Source organism: Boudabousia marimammalium (genome assembly GCF_001936115.1).
GTDB classification, from domain to species: Bacteria; Actinomycetota; Actinomycetes; order Actinomycetales; family Actinomycetaceae; genus Boudabousia; species Boudabousia marimammalium.
In genome coordinates, this window is the sequence record NZ_MPDM01000004.1 from 41348 (window position 1) to 63685 (window position 22338).

The following is a 22338-nucleotide window of genomic DNA, read 5'->3' on the forward strand; positions in this document are numbered from 1 at the left end:
TCACCCTATGACTGGTGACGAACCCGCGCCACGGCGGAGGTGATAACTGCAGCAGCCGTAGCCACATTCAGGGATTCGGCCTCACCATACATGGGGATGGAAAGTAACTCATCGCAAAGCTCACGCTCATCTTCAGCTAAACCCCGCGCCTCATTACCGAAAACCAGAGCTACCGGGCCCTGTAGGGACTGGGAACGGGAGGCAAGTAGCTCATCCAGTGTCAAAGTCGCCTGCACCGCAGTACCAAAGACCTGATATCCGTCCCGCCGCAAAGCTGAGACGAGGTCTGAAAACTGTCCAGTGACAATCGGGAGGTGGAAAGCAGACCCGGCCGAGGCGCGAACCACTTTGGGACTGGTCATGTCAACCGTCCCCGAGGTGGCATAGACCGCCTGCGCGCCGAAAGCGTCAGCCACGCGAATCATGGTGCCGGCGTTCCCAGGATCTTGAATTCTAGCTAAAACCATAATCAATTCATTACTGGGAGCGGCGAACTGTTCCGCAGAAACAATAGGAAGCTGTTCCAGATTTGCTACCGCGCAAATTCCTTGTGCATCAGAACTCATGGCGTTGACTACCTGGCGAGTACAAGGATGCACAAAGTCAGTAATTTTACGTGCCTCAACCAGCAGGTCATGATGATGTTTGACGAGCTCAACGTCGACGTAAACATCACGTACTGCAGCAGGGGCGAAACGAACCAGCTCTCTAACTGCTTGCGGGCCTTCCACAAGGAGTTGTTCGTATTTGCTACGTGCTTTTCGGTTACTCAGATGAGCAACGAAAGAGACGCGTCCTGCGGTGGGATTATCTAGCAGGTCCACACGTTCAGAGAAGAGTGATGTAGTCATAGCTGTAAGTGTAACTGTTTTCTTGGTAAGACTGGGGTTAGAGGTGAAAAAAATAGATGACCCAGAGCTTAACTCTGGATCATCTATTTAATGTCTGATACTCAACTCAAGAGAACCGATTCAGGCGTTCTTAGGTGCGTTAACATCCTTGGGGAGAGCAGCCTTTGCGGTTTGAACCAATGCCTTGAATGCCTCGGGCTCGCTCACGGCAAGTTCGGCCAGCATACGACGATCGATCTCGATCTCAGCTAGGTGCAGGCCCTGGATGAACCGGTTGTAGGTCATGCCCTGAGCACGAACTGCAGCGTTGATGCGAGCAATCCAGAGACGACGGAAGTCGTTCTTGCGAGCTTTGCGGTCACGGTAGGAGTACACAAAAGAGTGTGTAACCTGTTCCTTAGCCTTACGGTACAAACGTGAACGCTGACCACGGTAACCGGAAGCGCGTTCCAATGTGACGCGACGCTTCTTCTTAGCGTTGACTGACCTCTTTACGCGTGCCATATCATTTTCTCCTTAACTTCGGGTCCGGCTCACTTGCCGAGCAGTTTCTTGATCTTCTTTGCGTCTGCAGGAGCCACAACCTGGTCCTTAGACAGGCGACGCGTACGACGCGATGACTTGTGCTCCAGCAAGTGACGCTTGCCAGCCTGCTCGCGCATGAGCTTACCGGAACCGGTACGGCGAATGCGCTTTTTCATCCCGGAGTGGGTCTTGTTCTTCGGCATGTTCTTACCCTCTGTCTATATCGGTGTGCCTTAGCGGCACATTATTCCCGGCTTTAACCGGAGGTCTACTTACTGTTCTTGAGATTTGGTGGTGCGTTCGGAACGCTGCTGGCGGCGAGCCCGACGTTCTTCTCGTACTTCTTCACGTCGCTTCCGCGCTTCATTAACCGCGTCAGCCTTCTTACGCAATGGAGCTACCACCATGTTCATGCGGCGACCATCAATCCGAGGACGGGTCTCCACGCTGCCGTATTCAGAAATCTCCTCAGCGAGACGTTCAAGCAACTTGACGCCTAGCTCTGGACGGGACTGCTCACGACCACGGAACACGATGACGACCTTAACTTTGTCTCCGCCTTTGAGAAAGCGAACCACATGTCCGGTCTTAGTTTCGAAGTCGTGATCATCAATCTTGAGCCGGAACTGAATTTCCTTCATCTGGGTGTTCGCTTGGTTACGGCGAGCATTCCGCTCTTTCTGAGCTGTCTCATACTTGAACTTGCCGTAGTCCATCAACTTAGCTACCGGAGGGTGCGCTTCAGGGGCAACTTCGACAAGATCCAAATCCGCTTCCTGGGCAAGGCGCATAGCGTCTTCAACGCGGACTACGCCAACTTGTTCTCCTTGGGGACCGACTAGGCGGACCTCAGGGACGCGAATACGATCATTAACACGAGGCTCAGTGATGACCCTTCTCCATTCTCTCAAGAAGTTTTCACACAGAAACCAAAAGGTCTTCGGCAACTGCGCGCGAAGACCACAAAACAACACAAAGTAAGACATCATCAGATGCCCCGACTACGCGATGTACCCGAACCCTATTTCTCACACATACTGTGTGCCGGATCCCAGGTGGGAGTGGCCTCCACTTACGTTAGGGCACAAATACCCTTGTCGTTCTCAACTAGTGTAGCAAATCTACAACCAGATAGTGCTTTATAAAGAGAGGTCTTGCACACAATCGCACTGCTAGACAGCTACGACGGGCTTCGGGATCACAGAAAGTTTCCCGCAGGCAGCGCCCACCCTAGGAAGTTCCCTAAACTCCTGTACCGCTTTCGTCACCTGCTCACGCGCCAAAGAAATATTGATATCGACCAGTAGCTCCAAGACGGTACCATCAATGGACGGCAAAAAACGTAATGCCCGCAATGCAGGATACTTCTCCAACACCTGGGTCATCTCTCTATTTAGGGGCTCATCATCCCAAGGGGCCACCCAAGTATCACCGGTTGCCAAAGCTGCCAGAGCGGAGAGGGGAACTACCAGATCCGGACGCCGGTCAATGACAACAGGTTGATTTGCTAGCGCGGCCGCCATTGCCAACTGTTGGACTGGAATCGGTACGGGCCGTGCTACTTCACTACTCTTGCTCAGCTCAGCAACTGAAGAGAAAGCGGAAATTAGCTGCACCCCGTCCAGTTCAACCCGAACCAGTTGCTCAGTAAGCGACGTATGATTCTCGTGGCTATCAGTGGCGTGAGGGAAGACCGGAATTAACAGTCGGGAATCAGATAGCGCAGCCACCACCGCGCTCAACCGAGCCGCGGCAGACTCGACCCGCAGGGCAGCAGCCATCTGTCTGGTTAAAGAACCATCGTCTAAGATGTTCTTCTGTCCCAACCGTTGACTCAGTTTGGCGCGCTGTTGGGGAGAAAGCTCAGGGAGGCCATTCATCTCAGTCCTTCTTGCCGCGGTTAAACCAAGCTTGCTTGATTGCCTGCAGAGTCGGCCACGCTGACTGCGAAGGCTCATAGTTGTTGTGGGTGAGTGGATCTGTCCGGCCGACCAGCAGATCCTCCACATCCTCGGCCATAGAAGACACCACTAGACCTCCATGCAAAGGCTCCACTGTTCCAGCCTTAGTGACCCGCCAAGCCACAATCTGACCGGCGACTGAAACCTCATCGTCTTCATCATCAACCCGGAGCCAAGACTGCGCCACAATCACGTTACGACCAATCACCTCAGCAATCCGCTGAGCTACCCTAGCTAACTCATCCGCAACGGGCCGGGCATCACCCAATAGTGCCGCAAACTCATCTTCCTCATCCCCCTCAAGGGAAACCGGCACCCAAAGCACCGCGCCCGTTTCGGTTCCAAGTGCCCGGCCAGGCAGTTTTTCTAGCTCAACAATTTTTTGTAAGACCTCATAATGTAACAGCTCCGTCAGAACCAGGCCGACACTACGTTTGCCGTCCTCAGCCGGACGAACCTCTTCAATCTGTAAGTCGGCGGGTGGAATCTCATAGGGAATCTCCGACTCCAAATCCGCGCTTTGCCCAGTAAGCTCCGTCCCAGCGTCGGTTCCGGACATAATCTTGTCGAACTCTTCATCAAAGTCCCGAGTCATCTAAGTCCCCCTATTAGTTCTGCTAGTTTCAACTTTACCAGCGTCAAGGCATTTCCCTGCAACTGATAGGACAACTCACCGTCCGCACAAAGACAGCGCGAAACAAGTATGCGAATATTGCAGTATGAAAATCGAAATCGTTGAAGTACGCGGAAATATTCGTCTAGGCCAGTTCCTCAAGCTTTCTGGCCTGGCAGATTCGGGCGCTCACGCCACTAGCCTCATCAAAGAAGGATTAGTAGCAGTTGATGGAGAGGTCTCCACCGCGCGCGCTCAGCAACTCCAGCATGGTGAAGTTGTCTCCCTACAGGTGGAAGATACACCTTTCGCCGCGCAAGTTGCGGTAATCGACTAAGCCCACGTGAAGGTAGCCACTCAAAACTAGTGCTACTGTTTAGCGATTACCCCTGACCCGAAACGCACCTTCAAATCAGAAATTAATGCACCATTCGGGTCTACCAGCATTCGGTCAAGTTCAAGCACCGTCACCTTGTGCCCATCTCGAATGCATAGCTGCACCGGAGATTCGCCCGGATAGTGGCTCAAGATATCGCGCATATCCAGCATGTTCTGTTCAGTGCAACTAGTGCCCGGTAAATCTAACTTGAAGGGGCCTTCGCCCGATGCGGTGGTTTCCACCACCGTCATCTCCGCCGCATAGATGGAAAGCTTGCCTTCTTCCCGGTTTACCCGTCCAGTCACCGAAATAATGGTGTCAGGAGCCAAGAAGGGAGCATAGGTTTCATAAGTGCGAGGGAAGAACAGGCATTCAATCGAGCTGGTCATATCTTCCACCGTGACAATCGCCCAGATAGCGCCTGCACGCGTGGTTTTGCGCGTTACCGATGTCACTAGGCCCGCAATCTTAACTGTACTGCGGTTAGGTGGGCCATCCTCGGCCGTGACCTCCGCAATCTGCTGATCTTGATGCCGGGCCAACGAGCGGTCCAAGCCATTGAGCGGATGATCAGAAATATACAGGCCCAGCATGTCACGCTCGTGCTGAAGTTTCTCTTTCCGGTCCCACTCTGCAATCGCAGGAATATCGAAGGAGAAGGAAGTGTCCTGATCTTCTCCCAGCCCAGAGAACAGCGCGAACTGTCCGATTTCCTCATTGCGTTTCAGGCTGGTAACTGAATCGACTGCATCTTCATGGATTGCGGAGAGCGCGCGCCGCGGAATCCCGAAAGAGTCGAAAGCTCCGGCACGAATCAAGGAATCAATCGTGCGTTTATTACAGACCGACAAAGGCACTTTGGAGAGGAAATCTGGGAAGGACGTGTAGGTGCCCTTTTCCTCACGGGCTTTGATAATGGCTTCCACAACATTCTCACCAACGTTGCGGATAGCTGACATACCAAAGCGAATGTCCTCTCCCACAGCAGAGAACATACTGGCTGACTCATTCACATCGGGAGGCAGCACCTTGATTGACATGCGACGACATTCAGCCAAGTAGACCGCCAACTTATCCTTCTTATCACGCTGGCTAGAAAGCAAAGCCGACATGTACTCAACCGGATAGTTCGCCTTCAGATAAGCAGTCCAGTAAGACACCAAACCATAGGCCGCAGAGTGTGCCTTATTGAAAGCGTAGTTAGAGAAGGGCACGAGAATGTCCCACAGCGTCTTCACGGCCTCTTCGGGATAGCCCTTCTCCAACATGCCCAAGCGGAAGTGAGTGTATTCCTTATCCAGAATCTCTTTCTTCTTCTTACCCATCGCACGACGAAGCAAATCTGCCTGTCCCAGCGTGTAACCGGCCAACTGCTGAGCGATTGCCATAACCTGCTCCTGATAGACAATCAGGCCGTAGGTTTCACCTAGGATGCCACTCAAGGCTTCAGCCAAAGCAGGGTGGATAGGCTCAATCTCCTGCAGACCATTCTTGCGTAGCGCATAGTTGGTATGCGAATCCGCACCCATCGGGCCAGGCCGGTAGAGCGCACCCACAGCGGAAATATCCTCGAAGTTATCCGGCTGCATCAGCTTAAGTAGCTCACGCATACCTCCCCCATCCATCTGGAAGACACCCAAGGTATACCCAGTGGAGAGCAAATCATAGGTAGCCTGATCATCAAGCGCCAAGTGTTCCAAATCGACAGACTCTTTGCCGTTAGCTACCACGTTTTCAAGAGCGTCCGAAATCACCGTCAGGTTTCGCAGACCCAGGAAGTCCATCTTCAACAGACCGAGAGTTTCACAAATCGGGTATTCGAACTGGGTGATAACCGCACTATCTTGGGGCCGAATCATCATGGGGATGATATCGGTGAGGGTATGTGAAGACATGATGACCGCACAGGCGTGCACGCCCCACTGGCGGCTCAAGCCTTCCAAACCCTTGGCCATGGTGACGACGTTTTGCACGTCCGGGTCACTGGCGTGTAGCTTCCTAAACTCTTCTGCTTCTGCGTAACGAGGATGATTCTTGTCGAAAATTCCCGCCACCGGGATGTCTTTGCCCATAACCGAGGGTGGCATCGCCTTCGTGAGGCGCTCCCCCATCTGATACTCGTAGCCCAATACCCGAGTAGCATCCTTAAGCGCCTGTTTGGCTTTAATCTTGCCGTAAGTAATCACCTGAGAGACCTTATCCGCACCGTATTTGCGGGTCACATAGTCGATTACCTCTCCGCGTCTACGTTCATCAAAGTCAATATCAAAGTCGGGCATGGAGATGCGTTCCGGATTAAGGAATCGCTCAAACAGCAGGCCGTGTTCCAAGGGATTGAGCTCAGTGATTCGCATAGCGTAGGCAACCATTGAGCCGGCGCCAGATCCACGTCCGGGACCAACCCGAATACCCTGATCTTTCGCCCACTGAATATAGTCAGCCACCACTAGGAAGTACCCGGGGAATCCCATTTGAGAAATAATCCCCACCTCATAATCAGCCTGTTTACGCACCTCATCAGGAATTCCATTCGGAAAACGGTAGTGAAGGCCTCTTTCAACTTCACGAACGAACCAGGAGTGCTCATCCTCGCCCTCGGGAAGCGGAAAACGCGGCATGTAGTTCGCGCCCTCCTTGGTGGTCCGGAACTCAACCTCGCACATATCAGCAATCAACAAAGTATTGTCGCAAGCCTCTGGTAGATCCCTGAAAGTCTCACGCATATCCTGGGCAGTGCGCAGATAGTAGTCGGAACCATCGAAACGGAAGCGGTCCGGATCAGATAGGCGCGAACCAGTTGAAATACAGAGCATAGCGTCTTGCACATCGCGCTCATTCGCGGTCACATAGTGTGAGTCGTTAGTAGCGACCAGAGGGGCACCCAGTTTCTTAGACAGCTCCAGCAAATCTCCAATAACGCGACGTTCAATATCGAGGCCGTGATCCATCAGTTCAACGAAAAAATAGTCTTTTCCGAAGATGTCCTGCAACTCTCCAGCTTCGCGAAGAGCCTCATCGAACTGGCCTAGGCGCAGCCTGGTTTGCACTGCGCCAGAGGGACAACCACTAAAACCAATCAGACCTTTCGAGTACTTAGAAAGAAGCTCACGGTCTGCACGCGGCCACTTACCCCATTGTCCTTCCAAAGAGGCTAAAGAACCCAAACGGAACAGATTATGCATACCTTCAGTGGTACGCGATAGCAAAGTCATATGAGTATAAGCGCCGCGGGCTGAAATATCGTCGCCGGCTTGCTGCTGCGCAGCGGTGCCCCAGTTCACCCTGGTTTTATCAAAACGTGAAGTTCCCGGGGTCATATAGGCTTCTAGACCGATAATCGGCTTAATCCCGACCTTTTTGCAGGCGGCATAGAACTCGTAGGCGCCAAAAAGATAGCCGTGATCGCTAATCGCCAGAGCGGATTGTCCCAGCTCAGCTGCCCTTTCCACCATCGGTTGAATTCGTGCAGCCCCATCCAGCATCGAATAGTCGGTGTGACAGTGAAGGTGAACGAAATCTTTAGCAGCCATGCGTATAGTTTACTGACCTTGGAGATAAATATCGACGTACTCTCACTGAGCGATATTGCCCCAGTGGCCACCGTGCGCGGCTTATCGCCATTCTGACCAGATTGTGAAGTATTGCACGTCCTATTTTTGTTTAAGAGCCCTAGTCGACTCTCCATATTGTCGGGCTTTTTCCAAAACGATTTGCAAATCCTCCGGATAGGTAGAGGAAAACTCCAGCGGCTCGCCGGTAACCGGATGAACAAAAGCCAGATTGCTAGCATGTAGCCATTGACGCCGGGCCGCGAGAGCCTGCGACAGCCGAGGATTAGCTCCGTACTGGCTATCCCCAATGCAGGGACGATGTAATGCTGCACAGTGAACCCTAATCTGATGGGTGCGCCCAGTTTCCAGTTCAATCTGCAACAGATCAGTCTCTAGATGTTTCTCCACTACCTGGTAGTGAGTGATAGCAGGTTTTCCATCGTTGCGAATAGCCATGCGGAAGTCTTTAGTACTACTGCGGCCGATGGGCGCGTCAATAGTTCCGTTCATATGCGGCATATGTCCCTGCACTAGTGCATGGTAGGTTTTCTTTACCTCACGGTGCTGGAAGGCAGTCTTAAGCGCCTGAAAGGCTACCTCAGTCCGGGCGACCACCATTAGTCCTGTGGTGGCGGCATCTAATCGGTGTACGATTCCCTGACGGTAGCTATCCCCACTGGTTTGAATGTCATAGCCATCCGCAATTAGTGCCCCCAGCACAGTTGGACCGTCCCAACCGTGGGCAGGGTGCGCAGCCATGCCCATTGGTTTATCTATCACGAGAATATGTTCATCAACGTAGTGCACTGGAAGCGGATACGGGGTGGGAGCCGCGGAGAGCTCTTCCAGCTCAGTTACCTTGGCTTCAATCTCGTCTCCCGCACGTAGGGAGTAGCTTTTCCTTACTCCTGCACCGTTAACCAAAACTTCACCGGCCAAGATGGCTTTATGCACACGTGAGCGTGGGATTTGCAGACTATCTGCCAGAAGGATATCCAGTCTGATGCCAGATTCCGCCTCTGTTGCTACAAATTTGAATGGGCGTTCAGTCACGTGTATCAGTTTCTGTCGTGGTTTCCGAGGGGGATCCGGTAACTGCAGAGATAGCTGGATTACCACTCGGAATCCCCCGAATAAGTAGTAAGGCAATAGCGGCAACGGCAAGCACGATATAAATATCTGCAATATTGCCGATGAACCAACCATTGTAACTAATCATATCTATCACATGACCTCGCCCAAATCCCGGGGACTGGAAGAGACGGTCAATCAGATTCCCCACCGCTCCAGCCAGAAGCACGGAGATAGAAATCCACCAAATTCGGTGTTGCATTGACCGAACTGCAGTCACCAAAGCAATGATGACTACGACAGAAATGACGGTGAAAATCCAAGTCGTTTCCTCGCCAAGGGAAAAAGCTGCGCCAGGATTTCGAATCAATCGTAGCGCCAGGAAATCTCCGATCAGGTGGATTGTCTGCCCCTTTGACAGGGAGCGAATAGCCCACAGTTTAGTGACTTGGTCTAGGAATACACCAAGTATAAAAATCAACCAAAACAGTGGTTTAGTTAGGGCACTTTTAGTCACGACTTGTCCTTAAAAATACGCTGGTGGCGACATGTTAGACATGTCGCCACCAGCGTTAATGAATGATTAGTTCTGGGGGCCCTGTTCCAAGTTGCCTAGCAAGCTCTCAAGATGGCTACGAACCTGTGAACGGTAGTCACGTTCGAAGGTCTTAAGCCCTTCGATGGTACCTTCCAACTCATCGCGCTGCTGCGCCAAGTTCTCTAGCACACCATCACGCTCAGTCTCTGCTTTGCGAACAATATCCTTGGCCTGTTCACGAGATTCAGCAATGATACGGTCACCTTCTTCGCGACCGTCCCGCACGTACTCATCGTGAACGCGCTGAGCAAGTGCCAGCATGGAGGTGGCGGAAGCGGGCTCTGCAGGAGTATGAGGCTCTACGTCGACCGGTGCCGATACTGGAGTAGCGACCGGCATGCCGCCGTCGCCTACCTCGTCGAGACGACGCTCAGCCGCTTCTAGTTTGGATTTTAGCTCAGTGTTCTCTTCCTGGAGCAAAACCATCGACTCGATGACCCTGTCCAGAAAAGCATCTACTGCATCCGGGTCAAAGCCTTCTTTGAACTTTGTCCGCGGAAATTCGTGATGAAGGATATCGTCAATCGTTAGAATTGCCAAAGTCTTTACCTCGTATCATTAGTTGTGGCCGGGAACCACAATTCGTGTTCTGTATTTGTATGTTCCAACATCGGCCAGATAGCTCGAGAGGTTGTCTCACCGACAAGTTTACACATCTTCAGCCAAGATGTGCGCTTAATCAGCGAGTTTTAGGAGATTGCCACCACCAAACGCTGCAAAATTCCGATTGCCAGTAACAACGCTACCAAGCTGAAATCAAAATAGATGCTCCCCATTTTGACCGGCGGGATAAATCTTCTAAGTAATCGCAAAGGGGGATCAGTTAGGGCCATCACAAAATTTCCTACAGTGGCGATAACCGCACCTGGCTCCCAGTCAGGAACAAAACTGAGCACTAAATCAAATACGAAACGAGCCAAAACCAAGAGCGTATAAGCCCACAGAATAAAGTAAGCGACTTCTGCTGCTACTGTCTGCATCTGAAACTTTACCGACGCTTGGAGGTCAGGTCTTTGCCCTCACCGTTGTAGATTTTTACACGTTCTGGGGAAAGCAGGTAGACCATTGAGGTCACGTGCTGCATATTGCCTTCCAGTACGTAAATGATACCGGACATGAAATCAAGCAGGCTCTGCTGTCCACGCTCATCGAGGTTTCCGATATGAACGATAACGGGCACACCGTCCTTGAGGGAATTAGCAATCGCCAAGGTATCTTCATCCCCATAGCGACTGGGTCGAACCGTCACAATCCGGGAAAGATCAGCAGCGGGAGCGTGCTGCGGCATAGGAACAACCTGGGCTGTCTCAGAATCTTCCCATGAGTCTTCCGCATAGGGGTACTCATCACTGTATGCGTAGTCACCCTCATAGGAGTCGTCATACTCCTCAGTTTCTTCAGGCGCGCGAAGATTCATTCTCTCCATCACGTTCCACAGTGCGTTCGCCATGATTGACCCCTTATAGAATACGGTTCAGTACTAGTTCTTAGATTAGTTCGCTTGCTCGCGTACCAGCTGATTTATGCTCGGCGAGTCATTAGGAGGAAGGCGGAGAAACAATAATTCCGCATTGGCGGCCAGTTCTTCCGCTCCGGCGGTAAGAGTAGAGCTCCTGGTGTTCGAAGGTGCACCGGCTATCCTCGTGCGCGAGCACCACTCCCGACTGCTCCAGCTGGGTGCGCGCTACAGCGCCCAAGTTGAGGGCAAGAGTACCCAGAGCTGTGCTCGCCGCAGCCATCGGCCAGACATCACACATTTCGGTGTAGGTTTGTTGATCAACCTCGTAATGTTTCGCGCAAATATGCGGGCCGAGGGCGGCCTGTAACTGGGTCGCCCCTAGCTTCCTTAACTTTTCTGCAGCAACCTTGATGATATTAAGAGAGATTCCTCTACGACCAGCATGAACGGCAGCGCAATATTGCGTATCTGTCGCGATGAGAACAGGAATACAATCCGCAACTAGCACCGCCGCGGCAAGCCCTTCACCTACTATCACCCCATCAGCGTTCACAGGCCCCCGTTGAGATACATCGGTTACTACAGCGACCTCACTGCTATGCGTCTGGTTCATCCAAACTACCGGGGTTCGCGCCCACTCCCGTAATGCCTGTCGATGGTCCTCTACCTGCACGGGGTCGTCTCCAACGTAATCACCAAGGTTGAAGTTCCCGTATCTCGATACGGGTGTGCCGCCTCCAGCATCTGTGAAGGCGGCACTAAACCCGGCTAGACCAAAATCTGGCAATGGACTAACGCAAGAAATCGGGGATATCCAGCCCATCATCTTCCTCGTTCTCATCGAACACACGAGGAACCTGCAAGCCCTGAGGCTGTCCAAATTCTCTGCCCTCAACCGGAGCTGAAGGCGCTTGAGGACGCGGAGCGGGAGCTGGGTTCACTCGAGACGGAGGAGCAACTGAGGAACGCTGACGGTGCGGAACAGGAGCATCGTAGCTTTCTTCGGCCTCATAACTGCCATAGCTGCCGGGAGCGGGCTTTGTCGGCACTGGTTCCTGCCACTGGGGAGCGGCCGGGGCGGGTGCTTCATTGGCCGCCTGAGGTGCCGGAGCTATCTGGGGTTCAGCTGATGCAATCGGCGCCCCCTTACGGGCGGTTCGACTGACCGGAGTCGCGGTCGAATTCTGGTTATCTTCGTTAAATCCTGCGGCAATCACAGTCACGCGAACCTCATCACCGAAACTGTCATCAATAACGGCACCGAAAATAATATTCGCGTCCGGGTGAGCTGCTTCCTGAACTAGGTCAGCAGCTTCCTTAATCTCAAAGATGCCAAGGCCGGATGCGCCTTGGAAGAAGATTAGAGCACCAGCAGCGCCATCGATTGAGGCTTCTAACAGTGGAGAGGCAATAGCGGCTTCCGCTGCCCGCAATACGCGGTTTTCGCCGCTGGCTTCACCAATACCCATTAGTGCAGAACCAGCATCCTTCATCACTGACTTGACATCGGCAAAGTCAACGTTAATCATGCCGGGAATCGTGATTAGGTCGGTAATGCCTTGTACGCCAGACATGAGCACCTGATCGGCGAGGATGAAGGCATCGGTCATGGAGAGATTCTTATCAGCTGACTCCAGTAGACGGTCGTTGGGGATAACTACCAGCGCGTCTACCTTCTCACGTAGCTCTTCAATACCCTTTTCAGCTTGGTTAGAACGGCGCGGACCTTCAAAGCTAAATGGACGGGTTACAACACCGATGGTGAGAGCCCCTAGTTCGCGGGCAATGCCGGCTACTACCGGAGCGGCACCAGTTCCGGTTCCGCCGCCTTCACCTGCGGTGACGAACACCATGTCGGCACCCTCGAGGGCTTTCCGGATTACCTCTTCATTCTCTTCGGCACTCTTGCGTCCCACGTTGGGATCAGCACCTGCACCAAGGCCGCGCGTAAGTTCACGGCCAATGTCAAGTTTTAGATCAGCCTCACTCAGCAGCATTGCCTGCGCGTCGGTGTTTATGGCAATGTACTCAACACCCGCCACCCCGGCATCGATCATTCGGTTCACAGCGTTTACGCCGCCGCCGCCGATACCAGCCACTTTAATGATTGCGCCGGATACTTCTTCAGTGTTCATCAGCTTCTCCTCATTCCCCAACCCTCAACCTCAAGTTGAGGCTGAAGCTATTTCGCCATTTATGCGCACTTAAACTACGGTCGAATTCACTCTCAAGCAAGACTGCTGGCGGCGTGTCTAAACATCATCACAAACTCGTCTTAGCTGACTCAGAAAATAAGCCATTTAGGAAGTTACTGGAGCGGTAGGAATACTGACATCATAGATTTTGGCGGGTTGCTTCAAGAGCACAGTTAGAACCCTAACCTTAAACTCAATCTCATCTCTGGAGCCCCATTTCACCACAGCCCCATTCTTAAGCACAAAATGAAAATTAGTTGGCGACAGAATCGTGTACTGCTTTACCTGGTCACGAATCTCCGGAGGGAGCTCACTGATCACACCAACTGCAGTCAAGACAGCTCGTTGTTGGTCAGCTTCGGTGGTTTGTAGTTCCAATAGGGGTAGCTCTAACTCAGCAGCATTCAAGTAGCTCAGTTCGGTCGCATCCTGATCGACAGCGGTCAACGAACCACCGCGCTTAATTGCTACTACGGGAACGCGCTCTTTCACCACCACGCTGGCGGAATTGGGGAAACTCCGATCGATTTCGACTTCACGCACCCAGACGTTCTCACGAAGCTTGCTCTCCCACTGGCTGACACTGATACCTACCAGCGGTTTCCCCACATACGGTTGCGAGTCTGCTAGAAGCTTCGCCGTATGTTCTTCGGTAGCACCTGTAATACTGAGTTTCTCTGCTTTGAGGGAAAACATGGGGGCAAACCACAACACGGCAGCAGCGGCCACAAAGACAGCTAGAACCGCGGCTACTGACAGTAGTGCAGTGTAGCGGCGGCGTCGTTTAGCACGTTTCCGCTCTTCCAAATACGGTCTCAGCTCGATGGTGTCGCCTTCAGTGCCGCTTTGACCAGACTTTGAATTCCGGTTGTGATTACGGGAACCTAGTAGCTCTGTAACGGAGTGAACTGCAGCTGCTGAAGCCTGCCGAGACCGTTCCATCACAGAATTCTTCTCCGGTTCTTTGCCGGCGGTATCAGAGGGGTCAGAAACAGTGTCAGTAACCCACTTTTTCAGCTCAGTTTCCAGGCTCTCTGCGGAGATTCTCTCAGTCGGAGTTTCATCAGGGCTCTGAAGCTCAACTTCAGGCTCTGAAACCCGTTTTCTGCGCGCCGCTAGACGGCTCACTCCATCGGCTAGCTTCCCCGCACCGTCACTTAGTTTACTCACCCATCCGGCGCTCTCCGAGGCCGGTTTGAGAGCTGAGTTTACGGCAGGCTTTTCTTTATTCGAAGGGCTCTCTTGCGCAGAGAAGGCAGGGACAGGACCATTCGGCCGCAACTTCCTGCCTGATTGCTCTGGCTTGGGCTGGGCCGAATTAGGCTGAGGCGCCTCTGTCTGCCCGCTATGGGGGCGCCGAGGGGGACGCGGTGGGGTCGGTCGTTTCATTACTTCATACCGCCCGACTGCGCCTCTCGAGCTTTAAGTAGTTTTAGAATCTGCGGACCGGCAGTAGTGATGTCACCCGCGCCCATTGTCAAAACCACATCACCCAAACGCGCCTGCTCAGCAACCTGTTCAGCAGTATCCGCCAAAGAGCCGCTCGGCACAGCGCGCTGAGCCAAAGTGGTGATCGTAGTGGCGTCAACGTCGTCTCGTTCGTCCTCACGCGCCCGATAAATATCGCTCACAAAAGCCAGATCCGCCCCGTCCAAAGCGTCCGCGAACTCTTGGGCGAAGCTCAAAGTACGAGAGTATAGATGCGGCTGGAAAGCTACAATCACGCGCCCTTCTCCCGCGACTTTACGTGCCTGCGCAACGGCCATCGCTACCTCTGTCGGGTGGTGAGCGTAGTCATCGAATATTCGCACCCCACAGGCCTCTCCGCGAGGATCAAAGCGGCGCGCGGTGCCGGTAAAGGCAGACAGTGATTCAGCAGCGGTTTGCGGATCAACACCCAGCTCACAAGCGGCAGCCCATGCGGCTGTTGCGTTGCGTGCGTTATGGATTCCTCCGACCGCCAGATTCAGAGTGTACTGCCCCTGTGCTGACTGAATCTTCACGGCCTGCCCGAGGCCGGTATCGGCGCATTCTCGGATCTTGACATCCGCACTGTCGCTCTGACCGTAGGTAACTACCCGACGCGAAGCACGCGTTTGCGCAGCTAGTTCAGCCGAACCTGGATTATCCGCGAATGCCACTAAGACTCCCTCAGAAACCAGGTTCTCAGCAAAGTTAGCGAAAGCGGTCTTCACCTGCTCAAAGGTACCGTAGAAATCAAGATGGTCGGGTTCTACGCTAGTGACAATCTCCACGGTGGGAGAATAGTTCAAAAATGAACCGTCTGATTCATCTGCTTCCGCCACAAAAATATCACCGGAGCCAAGATGAGCGCCCGAGTTATAGCCCTTGACTATAGAGCCGACCGCGAAGGAGGGATCTAGCTTCGCCTGTGAAAGCAGGACGGATAGCATTCCCGAAGTGGTGGTTTTGCCGTGCGCGCCAGCAACCGCTACGAAACGCATGCCCGTTGCAGCTAAAGCCAATGCTTGGGACCGGTGAATCACCCGTTGCCCACGGCGTCTGGCCTGCGCCAATTCGGGGTTGTTATCTCGAATGGCGGTAGAGACAACCACGACGGCATCTTCAGGAACTTGAGCGGCATCATGGCTACTGTAGACCGAGATCCCCTGTTCTTGTAGCTGGCGCAAAATGGCAGAGTCGCTTTGGTCTGAGCCTGAAACTTCCGCGCCCGCGTCGTGAAGGAGCTGAGCCACCACGGACATTCCAGCTCCGCCAATGCCGATCAGATGAAACTTAGTCATAGCTGTACAGCCTACCTTAACTGCTCCACGAGGGAGGCAAAGCTACTAGCTGCATCCCTTCTCCCGCACCGCGCTGCAGCTAGTGCGCTTTCCTGCAGACGTGCCTTATCCAGCGCCCAAGGCACTACCACATCACCGATGGTTTTAGCCGAGAAATCCCTATCGGAAACCAGCTTCGCCCCACCGGCAGCAACCACTTCAGCAGCATTTAGCTTTTGTTCACCGTTTCCAATCGGAAGTGGCACATAGACGGCCGGCAACCCTAAAGCAGTCATTTCTGCTACGGTCCCAGCACCTGAACGACACACTACGAGGTCTGCGCAGGCCAGCACTTGTTCCATTTCCATGGAGTATTCAAGTACCAGATAGTTATCCCGATTAGCTTTGCTGACCGAGTCCTTGACCAAACCGGATTTACCTTTCCCGGTCAAATGAATGACTTGCAGTTCCGGCGGCAAAGTGGGAACTGCTGCAGCGAAGGCCTCATTGAGATGTAAAGCGCCGAGGGAGCCTCCGGTAACCACCACTGTGGGAAGCTCAGGGTTGACTCCTAATGACTGGGCGGCCTTCTGCCTCAGCTGGTCACTCAAACCAGTGGCACGATTTTGCGCGAGGGCATGGATGGCAGGACGCAAAGGTAAGCCAACTACTTCTGTTCTCCCCTTTTTCGCTTCCAAAGGAGTGCCAGAGAACGTCAATCCTACTAGATCTGCCCAGCGAGCACCGAGACGGTTAGCCAACCCGGGTCGCGCATTTTGCTCGTGGATTGCCAAAGGAATATTGAGTTTCTTAGCCGCGCGATAGAAGGGAGTGGACACGTATCCCCCAAAACCGATAACCACGTCAGCTTCAGTTTTCTCCAACAAAGCAACAGCAGCCTTAGTCGCGGCAGCGAAAGCTGCTGGGAAACGCAACATATAAAGATTCGGGCGACGTGGGAAAGGCACCCGAAGGATAGTTTCCAACTGGTATCCAGCAGCCGGAACTAGTTCAGTCTCAAGCCCTTCTTCAGTCCCGACAATCGTCACGCTATGAGACTTTTTAGACAGTTCAGCCGCCACTGCTAACAGTGGATTGACGTGTCCGGCTGTGCCCCCACCAGCTAAAACGATGTTCATTTCTTTCCCTTCCCAGAAGCTCTTCCCACTAGACTTGTGGAACGCATTGCCCAGCCACGATTTGCCTGCAGTGCGGCCCTAGCTCCCGGCAATGTCCGTGCCTGAGACAGCACGCAGCCCAAGCCTAAAAGTAAGGACATCAGAGACGAATAGCCTTTCGAAATAAAAGGCAAAGGCACACCCAGCACGGGGAACACACCGATTACTACGCCAACGTTAACAATGGTCTGCACCGCAATCCAAGTACCGACACCAACGCAAAGGAGACGGGCCCACTTCTTTTGATGACGCATTGCGACCGCGAAAATATTATAAATCAGGACGATAAAGGTGACTAACACCAATGTAGCACCGACAAAACCATATTCTTCACCAAGGATAGCGAAGATATAGTCAGATTCAGCAGTCGGAAGGTGCCGCCACTTCTCCCTCGACGCCCCCGGTCCCTGACCAGTCAAGCCACCATTGCCAATCGCCCATAAAGCGTGATCGGTTTGTGTCGCCGGACCGCTTTTAGCTGGAGCAGAGGAAGTGAGCGACTCCCAAAAGGTAACCACCCGGTGACGGCGTGAAGGACTGATTGCCACTAGGGTGCTAGCACCAAAAATACCAACCAGAATAAAACCGAACAGATACCGCCAGGAAACCTCTGACACGAAACACATGATTACAAAGATGGCGATAAAAATCGAGGCAGAGCCAAGGTCACGGCTAAGCAGCACCGGACCCACAGTCAGAGCACAGATACCAGTCAGATAGGCTACCGCTCCCACACCTGAGCGAATCTGATGCTGCACATAGGTGAACATGGTCGCCAGAATCATAATGAAGCCCAGCTTCAGCAATTCTGAAGGCTGCACCGTAATGACTCGCAAATCCAGCCAGTTACGGTTACCGCCAATGGTTTTACCAAAGAAAATAGTGATTACCTGCAGGAGCAATGCCACTGCATAGGTGACGTAGCTGAGCACTCTCCACCAAGCCAACGTTAGGCGTGAGGCGACAATCATTCCTCCGACACCGAAAGCGGTAAACACGGTTGGCTTCAAAATCTCAGCCCAAAACCGGCCATCTTCTTCTAGGGCTTTCACAGACAGCGCCGAGTACACCAAGATGAAGCCGACGGCAGTTAGGAATAGCGCAGAAAACAGAATCAGATAGTAAGGCTGAACTGGCCGCTGCGAGGAGCCATCATCCTCACGGCTAATCACCGGCTGAAAACTGCGGTTAAGCTGCGTCGATTTCAGTTGATTGAACCAGCTCATTGGCTCTCCTGCTGCTCAGCTAAACGTTCCACGGCCTCAGCAAAAACGTCACCACGTTGAGCATAAGATTCGAACTGGTCCCATGAGGCGCAGGCTGGGGCAAGCAACACAGTGTCACCCGGCCGCGACAATGCTACGGCTTCATGCACAACTGACATCATAAAATCGTCATGTCCGTCTACTTCTACCCTCGGCACAGATGGAGCATGTCGTTGCAAAGCCTGAAGCATTTGTGACCTGTCTTCACCAATCACGATTACGCCACGCAGACGCGGAGCAACCTCTTTAACTAGGTCATCAAAAGTCTGTCCTTTGGTGTCTCCGCCCGCGATCCAAACAGCGCGGCCCGACGGCACGGAGAAGATAGCTGCTTTAGCGGCATGGGCGTTGGTGGCTTTAGAGTCATCAATCCAGGTGACCTCAGCAACCTCCCCCAAAGAATGAAAACGATGCCCGGCCTGCTGATAGTTTCTAAATCCTTCAGCGACAGGTTCCGGAGAGACTCCGAGTGCCCTGGTCAAAGCTGCCGCAGCTACCGCGTCCAGCAACAGGGTTGGACTGGGAAGGGCATCCTCCTCACCCATCAAATCTGCGAATCTAGCTACCGCGATGGCTTCAGTATGACGGGTATCTAAAAATGCACGGTCCACCACCATGTCTTCAACCACGCCGCACTCCGAGATGGCAGGATGGTCCAGGCTAAAACCAATCGCCCTCGCCCCCTCGACCACATCCGCGTTCTCAACCATGCGCCGGACCTTGTCATCATTCACCGGATAGACACAGGCCACCTGGGTGTTCTCATAAACCTTAGCTTTCGCAGCCTCATACGCCTTTACGCTACCGTGCCAATCGATATGGTCCGCGGCCACATTCAAACAGACACTAGCCACAGGAGACATTTCTTTCACCCCGTAAAGCTGAAAGCTGGATGCCTCTACCACTAAAGCGTCATAGTTATCTGCAGCGACTGTCTCAATGATAGAGATACCAATATTCCCGACCGCATACGCTTTCTTACCGGCTGCCCGAAGAACCGACTCACACAGACCCACTGTGGTGGTTTTGCCGTTGGTGCCCGTAACCACAATCCACGGCTGTTGTCCGCCTTGTAAAGCCTGCAAACGCCATGCCAGCTCAAGTTCCGAAATGACCTCATGCTGCTCGTATACCGGGGCAAGGGCAGGCGCATGTGGAGGGATCCCGGGAGACGCCACATACACGTCCGCTTCGGTAGCCGCGGCTGCCTGTCCCATAGCTTCTTCTGACTCGCTGACAATAGCAGTAACTCCGCTAAGCGAGGCTAGATCTGAACTGATGGCACGCGTATCGAAGACAGTGACTTGATAGCCACGTGATTGCAAAACTCGGGTACAAGCTTGTCCGGTCACCCCAGCTCCCAGGACAACTGCTGAAGGTATTTTACTCATCGAATTTGTTGCACCCACTCCGCATAGAAGAGCACCACACCAAAAATAGCGAAGACACCCGCAATCAGCCAGAAACGAATCACAATCGTGATTTCCTTCCAGCCAGAAAGCTCAAAATGGTGATGGAGCGGAGCCATCTTAAACACACGCTTTCCGGTAAGTTTAAAGGATCCAATCTGAATCACGTCACTAAGCACGATCAAAACGAAGAGCCCGCCGATAATTACCGCTAGGAACTCAGTGCGAGTCAAGATAGACAAACCTGCAACGGCACCACCCAAAGCCAAGGAGCCGGTATCCCCCATGAAAATCTGTGCGGGAGAGGCATTCCACCACAGGAAGCCGAAGCATGCCCCCACAATGGCGGAAGCCACCACTGCAAGACCCAGCGGATTCGAAGTCGTATAGCAGGCCACTATCTCAGCTGGCTCACGCGCACAGTTCTGGTAGTACTGCCAAATGGAGACGAAGGTGTAAGCGCCGAAAACAACCATGGAAGAGCCAGTAGCTAAACCATCCAATCCATCGGTGAGGTTAACCGCGTTAGACCAAGCCGCCACCAGCAAGTTCACCCACAAGAACATGAGGACGGCACCCAAAATGATGCCCCAATGCGCCAGATTAAGGGAAGTATCACGAACGAAAGAGATTGCCATTGAGGCAGGGGTGATACCGTTGCTATCACGCACGAATACAGCTAAGAACGCAAATAGTGTGCCAATAATTAGCTGGCCAATGATCTTCGCTAAGGGGTTCAACCCAAGAGACCGCTGTTTCGAGATCTTAATGAAGTCATCTGCGAAACCAATAATTCCTAGCCCCACAAACAACATGATTAGGAGTGAAGAGGATAATGAGGGCCAAGTCCCCACGAAAATATATGCGACCAGCCAGCCAATCACACTAGCGGAAATAATCACTACGCCACCCATAGTCGGGGTGCCACGTTTGGTGTAGTGGCCGGTGGGGCCATCCTGCCGAATGAACTGGCCGTATTCATGCGCAACTAGGTAACGAATGAAGAGTGGAGTGCCGAACAGGGAAACTAGTAGAGAAACCCCCAGCGCAATTAAGATTGCCATCATCGTGGCATCAACTCCTCTGTCACCTCATCGGCAATAGTCCAAATCTTCGACCCGTACGACCCCTTCAATAGTACCGTGTCACCCGGCTGAATGAGTTTGTAGAGTCTGGTTTTAGCTTCCTCAATGTCGCCGCAGTGAATCGCTTCAATCTGCTGCTGAGCGGCGCCATGGGTAGGAATAGTTTCATCACCGACTGTGAGTAAAAAATCAATCTTCTCCGCTACCGCAATGTGGCCAATATCGGCGTGAAGCTGATCAGAAGCCTCCCCCAGTTCAAGCATTGCCCCTACGACCGCAATAGTCCGCCCACCTACACCGAGGGGTCCCAACTGATGAAGAGCTTTCAACGCCGCCCTGAGAGAATCAGGATTCGCATTATATGAGTCATCGATGTAACGCACCCCGGCCCGTTCGAACGTATTCATCCGGTGTGGGCTATCCGGTTCGGCAGCAGCCACCGCGGATACCGCAGCTTCGACCGAGACATTTAGGCTTGCGGCCGCAGCAATCGCAGCGAGAGCATTGCTCACATGATGTTCGCCCACTAAACCGAGGGCGAGGGGGTACTCCCCCTCGGCACTATGCAAAGTGAAACTCGCCCTTCCCAAGTCATCTACCTGAATGTCAGTGGCATAAAAGTCTGCCGCATGGTTTCCCTGGGCGGAAAAGTAACGTATCTGCCCATTAGCCAGATCAGCCATGGCTCGAACATTGTCATCATCGTAATTAAGAACGGCAATGCCACCAGAACGCAGACCCGAAATCAGCTCAGATTTAGCTTGTGCGACAGCCTCCCGAGAACCAAAGTGCCCAAGGTGTGCCGTACCAACAAAAAGTACCACTGCTACATCTAGAGGAACTAACGAAGTAAGATACTCCAGGTCGCCAATCTTATCCGCACCCATCTCACAGACCAAGAAGCGGGTCTCTTCGTCTGCACGCAGAGCCGTCAACGGCATACCTACTTCATTGTTAAATGAACCCACATTGGCAATAGTCGGTCCTTGTGAGCTAAAGATTCGGGCCATCAGGTCTTTAGTGGTGGTTTTCCCTGCCGAACCAGTCACACCGATTACCTGCATCGAATCCTCAGAGGCCCCTCTAAGTTTTTCCACCCAGAACTTAGCGGTTAAACCTAGCGCCTCGGTGCTATCTTTGACCAGGATCTGAGAAAGTGGCCAATCGCGTTTATACTGCACAAGTGCGGCAATAGCACCCGATTCTGCCGCTGCAGTCACGAAGCGGTGCCCGTCCAAGTTCTCTCCGATGCGGGCGGCATACAAACCACGCGGCGTAGCTTGACGGGAATCAGTTACCACCGTGCCATCAATTAAAACGTCGTCACCATGCAGGGTTCCACCCACATATGCGGCCAGTTCACTAGCCTTGACCTTCATTCGGTTCTTCCCTTCTGCTGTCCAGCTCAATACACAGCTAACGCTGCCACTGGCCGACTCTCATGGCTTCTGCTT

At 53.0% G+C, this 22338-nt stretch carries 22 protein-coding genes; 1 reads left to right on the forward strand and 21 read right to left on the reverse strand.

Annotated features, from left to right (window positions below):
* Positions 1-5: 5 nt before the first annotated feature.
* The 6 genes from BM477_RS04390 to BM477_RS08350 all read right to left on the reverse strand — a co-directional run bounded on the left by BM477_RS04390 (position 6) and on the right by BM477_RS08350 (position 3932).
* Positions 6-851 (reverse strand): TrmH family RNA methyltransferase, encoded by an 846-nt coding sequence (locus BM477_RS04390; RefSeq protein WP_075361467.1) that lies wholly within the window; start codon positions 849-851, stop codon positions 6-8.
* Positions 852-971: 120 nt separating this feature from the next.
* Positions 972-1355 (reverse strand): 50S ribosomal protein L20, encoded by a 384-nt coding sequence (gene rplT / locus BM477_RS04395; protein WP_075361468.1) that lies wholly within the window; start codon positions 1353-1355, stop codon positions 972-974.
* A 29-nt stretch (positions 1356-1384) separates the two neighbouring features.
* Positions 1385-1579, reverse strand: a complete 195-nt coding sequence (gene rpmI, locus BM477_RS04400; protein WP_075361469.1) for a 50S ribosomal protein L35 — start codon at positions 1577-1579, stop codon at positions 1385-1387.
* 69 nt (positions 1580-1648) lie between these two features.
* Positions 1649-2365, reverse strand: coding sequence for a translation initiation factor IF-3 (infC, locus tag BM477_RS04405; RefSeq protein WP_245792868.1), 717 nt, complete (start codon positions 2363-2365; stop codon positions 1649-1651).
* Positions 2366-2548: 183 nt separating this feature from the next.
* Positions 2549-3256 (reverse strand): SseB family protein, encoded by a 708-nt coding sequence (locus tag BM477_RS04410; RefSeq protein ID WP_075361470.1) that lies wholly within the window; start codon positions 3254-3256, stop codon positions 2549-2551.
* 1 nt (position 3257) lies between these two features.
* The gene (locus BM477_RS08350) at positions 3258-3932 is read right to left on the reverse strand and encodes a hypothetical protein (RefSeq protein WP_075361471.1); all 675 of its coding nucleotides are present in this window, start codon (positions 3930-3932) and stop codon (positions 3258-3260) included.
* Between the two features lie 124 nt (positions 3933-4056).
* Here BM477_RS08350 and BM477_RS04420 point away from each other — a divergent pair, with 124 nt between their 5' ends.
* Entirely contained in the window at positions 4057-4287 is a 231-nt protein-coding gene (locus BM477_RS04420; protein WP_075361472.1) for an RNA-binding S4 domain-containing protein, read from the forward strand.
* A 32-nt stretch (positions 4288-4319) separates the two neighbouring features.
* Here the strand turns inward: BM477_RS04420 and dnaE are convergent, their stop codons facing one another.
* From dnaE to BM477_RS04495, 15 genes are all read right to left on the reverse strand, one after another.
* Positions 4320-7859: a DNA polymerase III subunit alpha gene (gene dnaE, locus BM477_RS04425; RefSeq protein WP_075361473.1), complete on the reverse strand. Its 3540-nt coding sequence runs from the start codon at positions 7857-7859 to the stop codon at positions 4320-4322.
* A gap of 120 nt (positions 7860-7979) precedes the next feature.
* Positions 7980-8933 carry an RluA family pseudouridine synthase gene (locus tag BM477_RS04430; protein ID WP_075361474.1) on the reverse strand — a complete coding sequence of 318 codons (954 nt, stop codon included), beginning with the start codon at positions 8931-8933 and terminating at the stop codon, positions 7980-7982.
* Positions 8926-9468, reverse strand: a complete 543-nt coding sequence (gene lspA, locus BM477_RS04435; protein ID WP_075361475.1) for a signal peptidase II — start codon at positions 9466-9468, stop codon at positions 8926-8928. Before lspA ends, BM477_RS04430 begins: the two co-directional genes overlap by 8 nt.
* A 66-nt stretch (positions 9469-9534) precedes the next feature.
* Positions 9535-10089 carry a DivIVA domain-containing protein gene (locus BM477_RS04440; RefSeq protein WP_075361476.1) on the reverse strand — a complete coding sequence of 185 codons (555 nt, stop codon included), beginning with the start codon at positions 10087-10089 and terminating at the stop codon, positions 9535-9537.
* A 149-nt stretch (positions 10090-10238) separates the two neighbouring features.
* Positions 10239-10529: a YggT family protein gene (locus BM477_RS04445; RefSeq protein WP_075361477.1), complete on the reverse strand. Its 291-nt coding sequence runs from the start codon at positions 10527-10529 to the stop codon at positions 10239-10241.
* A gap of 8 nt (positions 10530-10537) precedes the next feature.
* Positions 10538-10999: a cell division protein SepF gene (locus BM477_RS04450; RefSeq protein ID WP_084543710.1), complete on the reverse strand. Its 462-nt coding sequence runs from the start codon at positions 10997-10999 to the stop codon at positions 10538-10540.
* Between the two features lie 88 nt (positions 11000-11087).
* On the reverse strand, positions 11088-11834 hold the full coding sequence (locus BM477_RS04455) for a purine nucleoside phosphorylase YfiH/LACC1 family protein (protein WP_158024355.1): 747 nt from the start codon (positions 11832-11834) through the stop codon (positions 11088-11090).
* Positions 11800-13143 (reverse strand): cell division protein FtsZ, encoded by a 1344-nt coding sequence (gene ftsZ, locus BM477_RS04460; protein WP_075361478.1) that lies wholly within the window; start codon positions 13141-13143, stop codon positions 11800-11802. Before ftsZ ends, BM477_RS04455 begins: the two co-directional genes overlap by 35 nt.
* 165 nt (positions 13144-13308) lie before the next feature.
* Positions 13309-14592, reverse strand: coding sequence for a cell division protein FtsQ/DivIB (locus BM477_RS04465; RefSeq protein ID WP_084543712.1), 1284 nt, complete (start codon positions 14590-14592; stop codon positions 13309-13311).
* A complete protein-coding gene (gene murC, locus BM477_RS04470) occupies positions 14592-15968 on the reverse strand; it encodes a UDP-N-acetylmuramate--L-alanine ligase (RefSeq protein WP_075361480.1) in 1377 nt (458 codons plus the stop codon). The genes BM477_RS04465 and murC overlap by 1 nt, the downstream gene beginning before the upstream one ends.
* Before the next feature lie 11 nt (positions 15969-15979).
* Positions 15980-17086 (reverse strand): undecaprenyldiphospho-muramoylpentapeptide beta-N-acetylglucosaminyltransferase, encoded by a 1107-nt coding sequence (gene murG / locus BM477_RS04475; RefSeq protein WP_075361481.1) that lies wholly within the window; start codon positions 17084-17086, stop codon positions 15980-15982.
* Complete coding sequence (locus BM477_RS04480) at positions 17083-18351, reverse strand: FtsW/RodA/SpoVE family cell cycle protein (RefSeq protein ID WP_075361482.1); 1269 nt, start codon at positions 18349-18351, stop codon at positions 17083-17085. The genes murG and BM477_RS04480 overlap by 4 nt, the downstream gene beginning before the upstream one ends.
* Positions 18348-19781: a UDP-N-acetylmuramoyl-L-alanine--D-glutamate ligase gene (gene murD, locus BM477_RS04485; RefSeq protein WP_075361483.1), complete on the reverse strand. Its 1434-nt coding sequence runs from the start codon at positions 19779-19781 to the stop codon at positions 18348-18350. The genes BM477_RS04480 and murD overlap by 4 nt, the downstream gene beginning before the upstream one ends.
* Positions 19778-20866 (reverse strand): phospho-N-acetylmuramoyl-pentapeptide-transferase, encoded by a 1089-nt coding sequence (mraY, locus tag BM477_RS04490; RefSeq protein ID WP_075361484.1) that lies wholly within the window; start codon positions 20864-20866, stop codon positions 19778-19780. The genes murD and mraY overlap by 4 nt, the downstream gene beginning before the upstream one ends.
* Entirely contained in the window at positions 20863-22263 is a 1401-nt protein-coding gene (locus BM477_RS04495) for a UDP-N-acetylmuramoyl-tripeptide--D-alanyl-D-alanine ligase (protein WP_075361485.1), read from the reverse strand. Before BM477_RS04495 ends, mraY begins: the two co-directional genes overlap by 4 nt.
* Positions 22264-22338 lie beyond the last annotated feature (75 nt).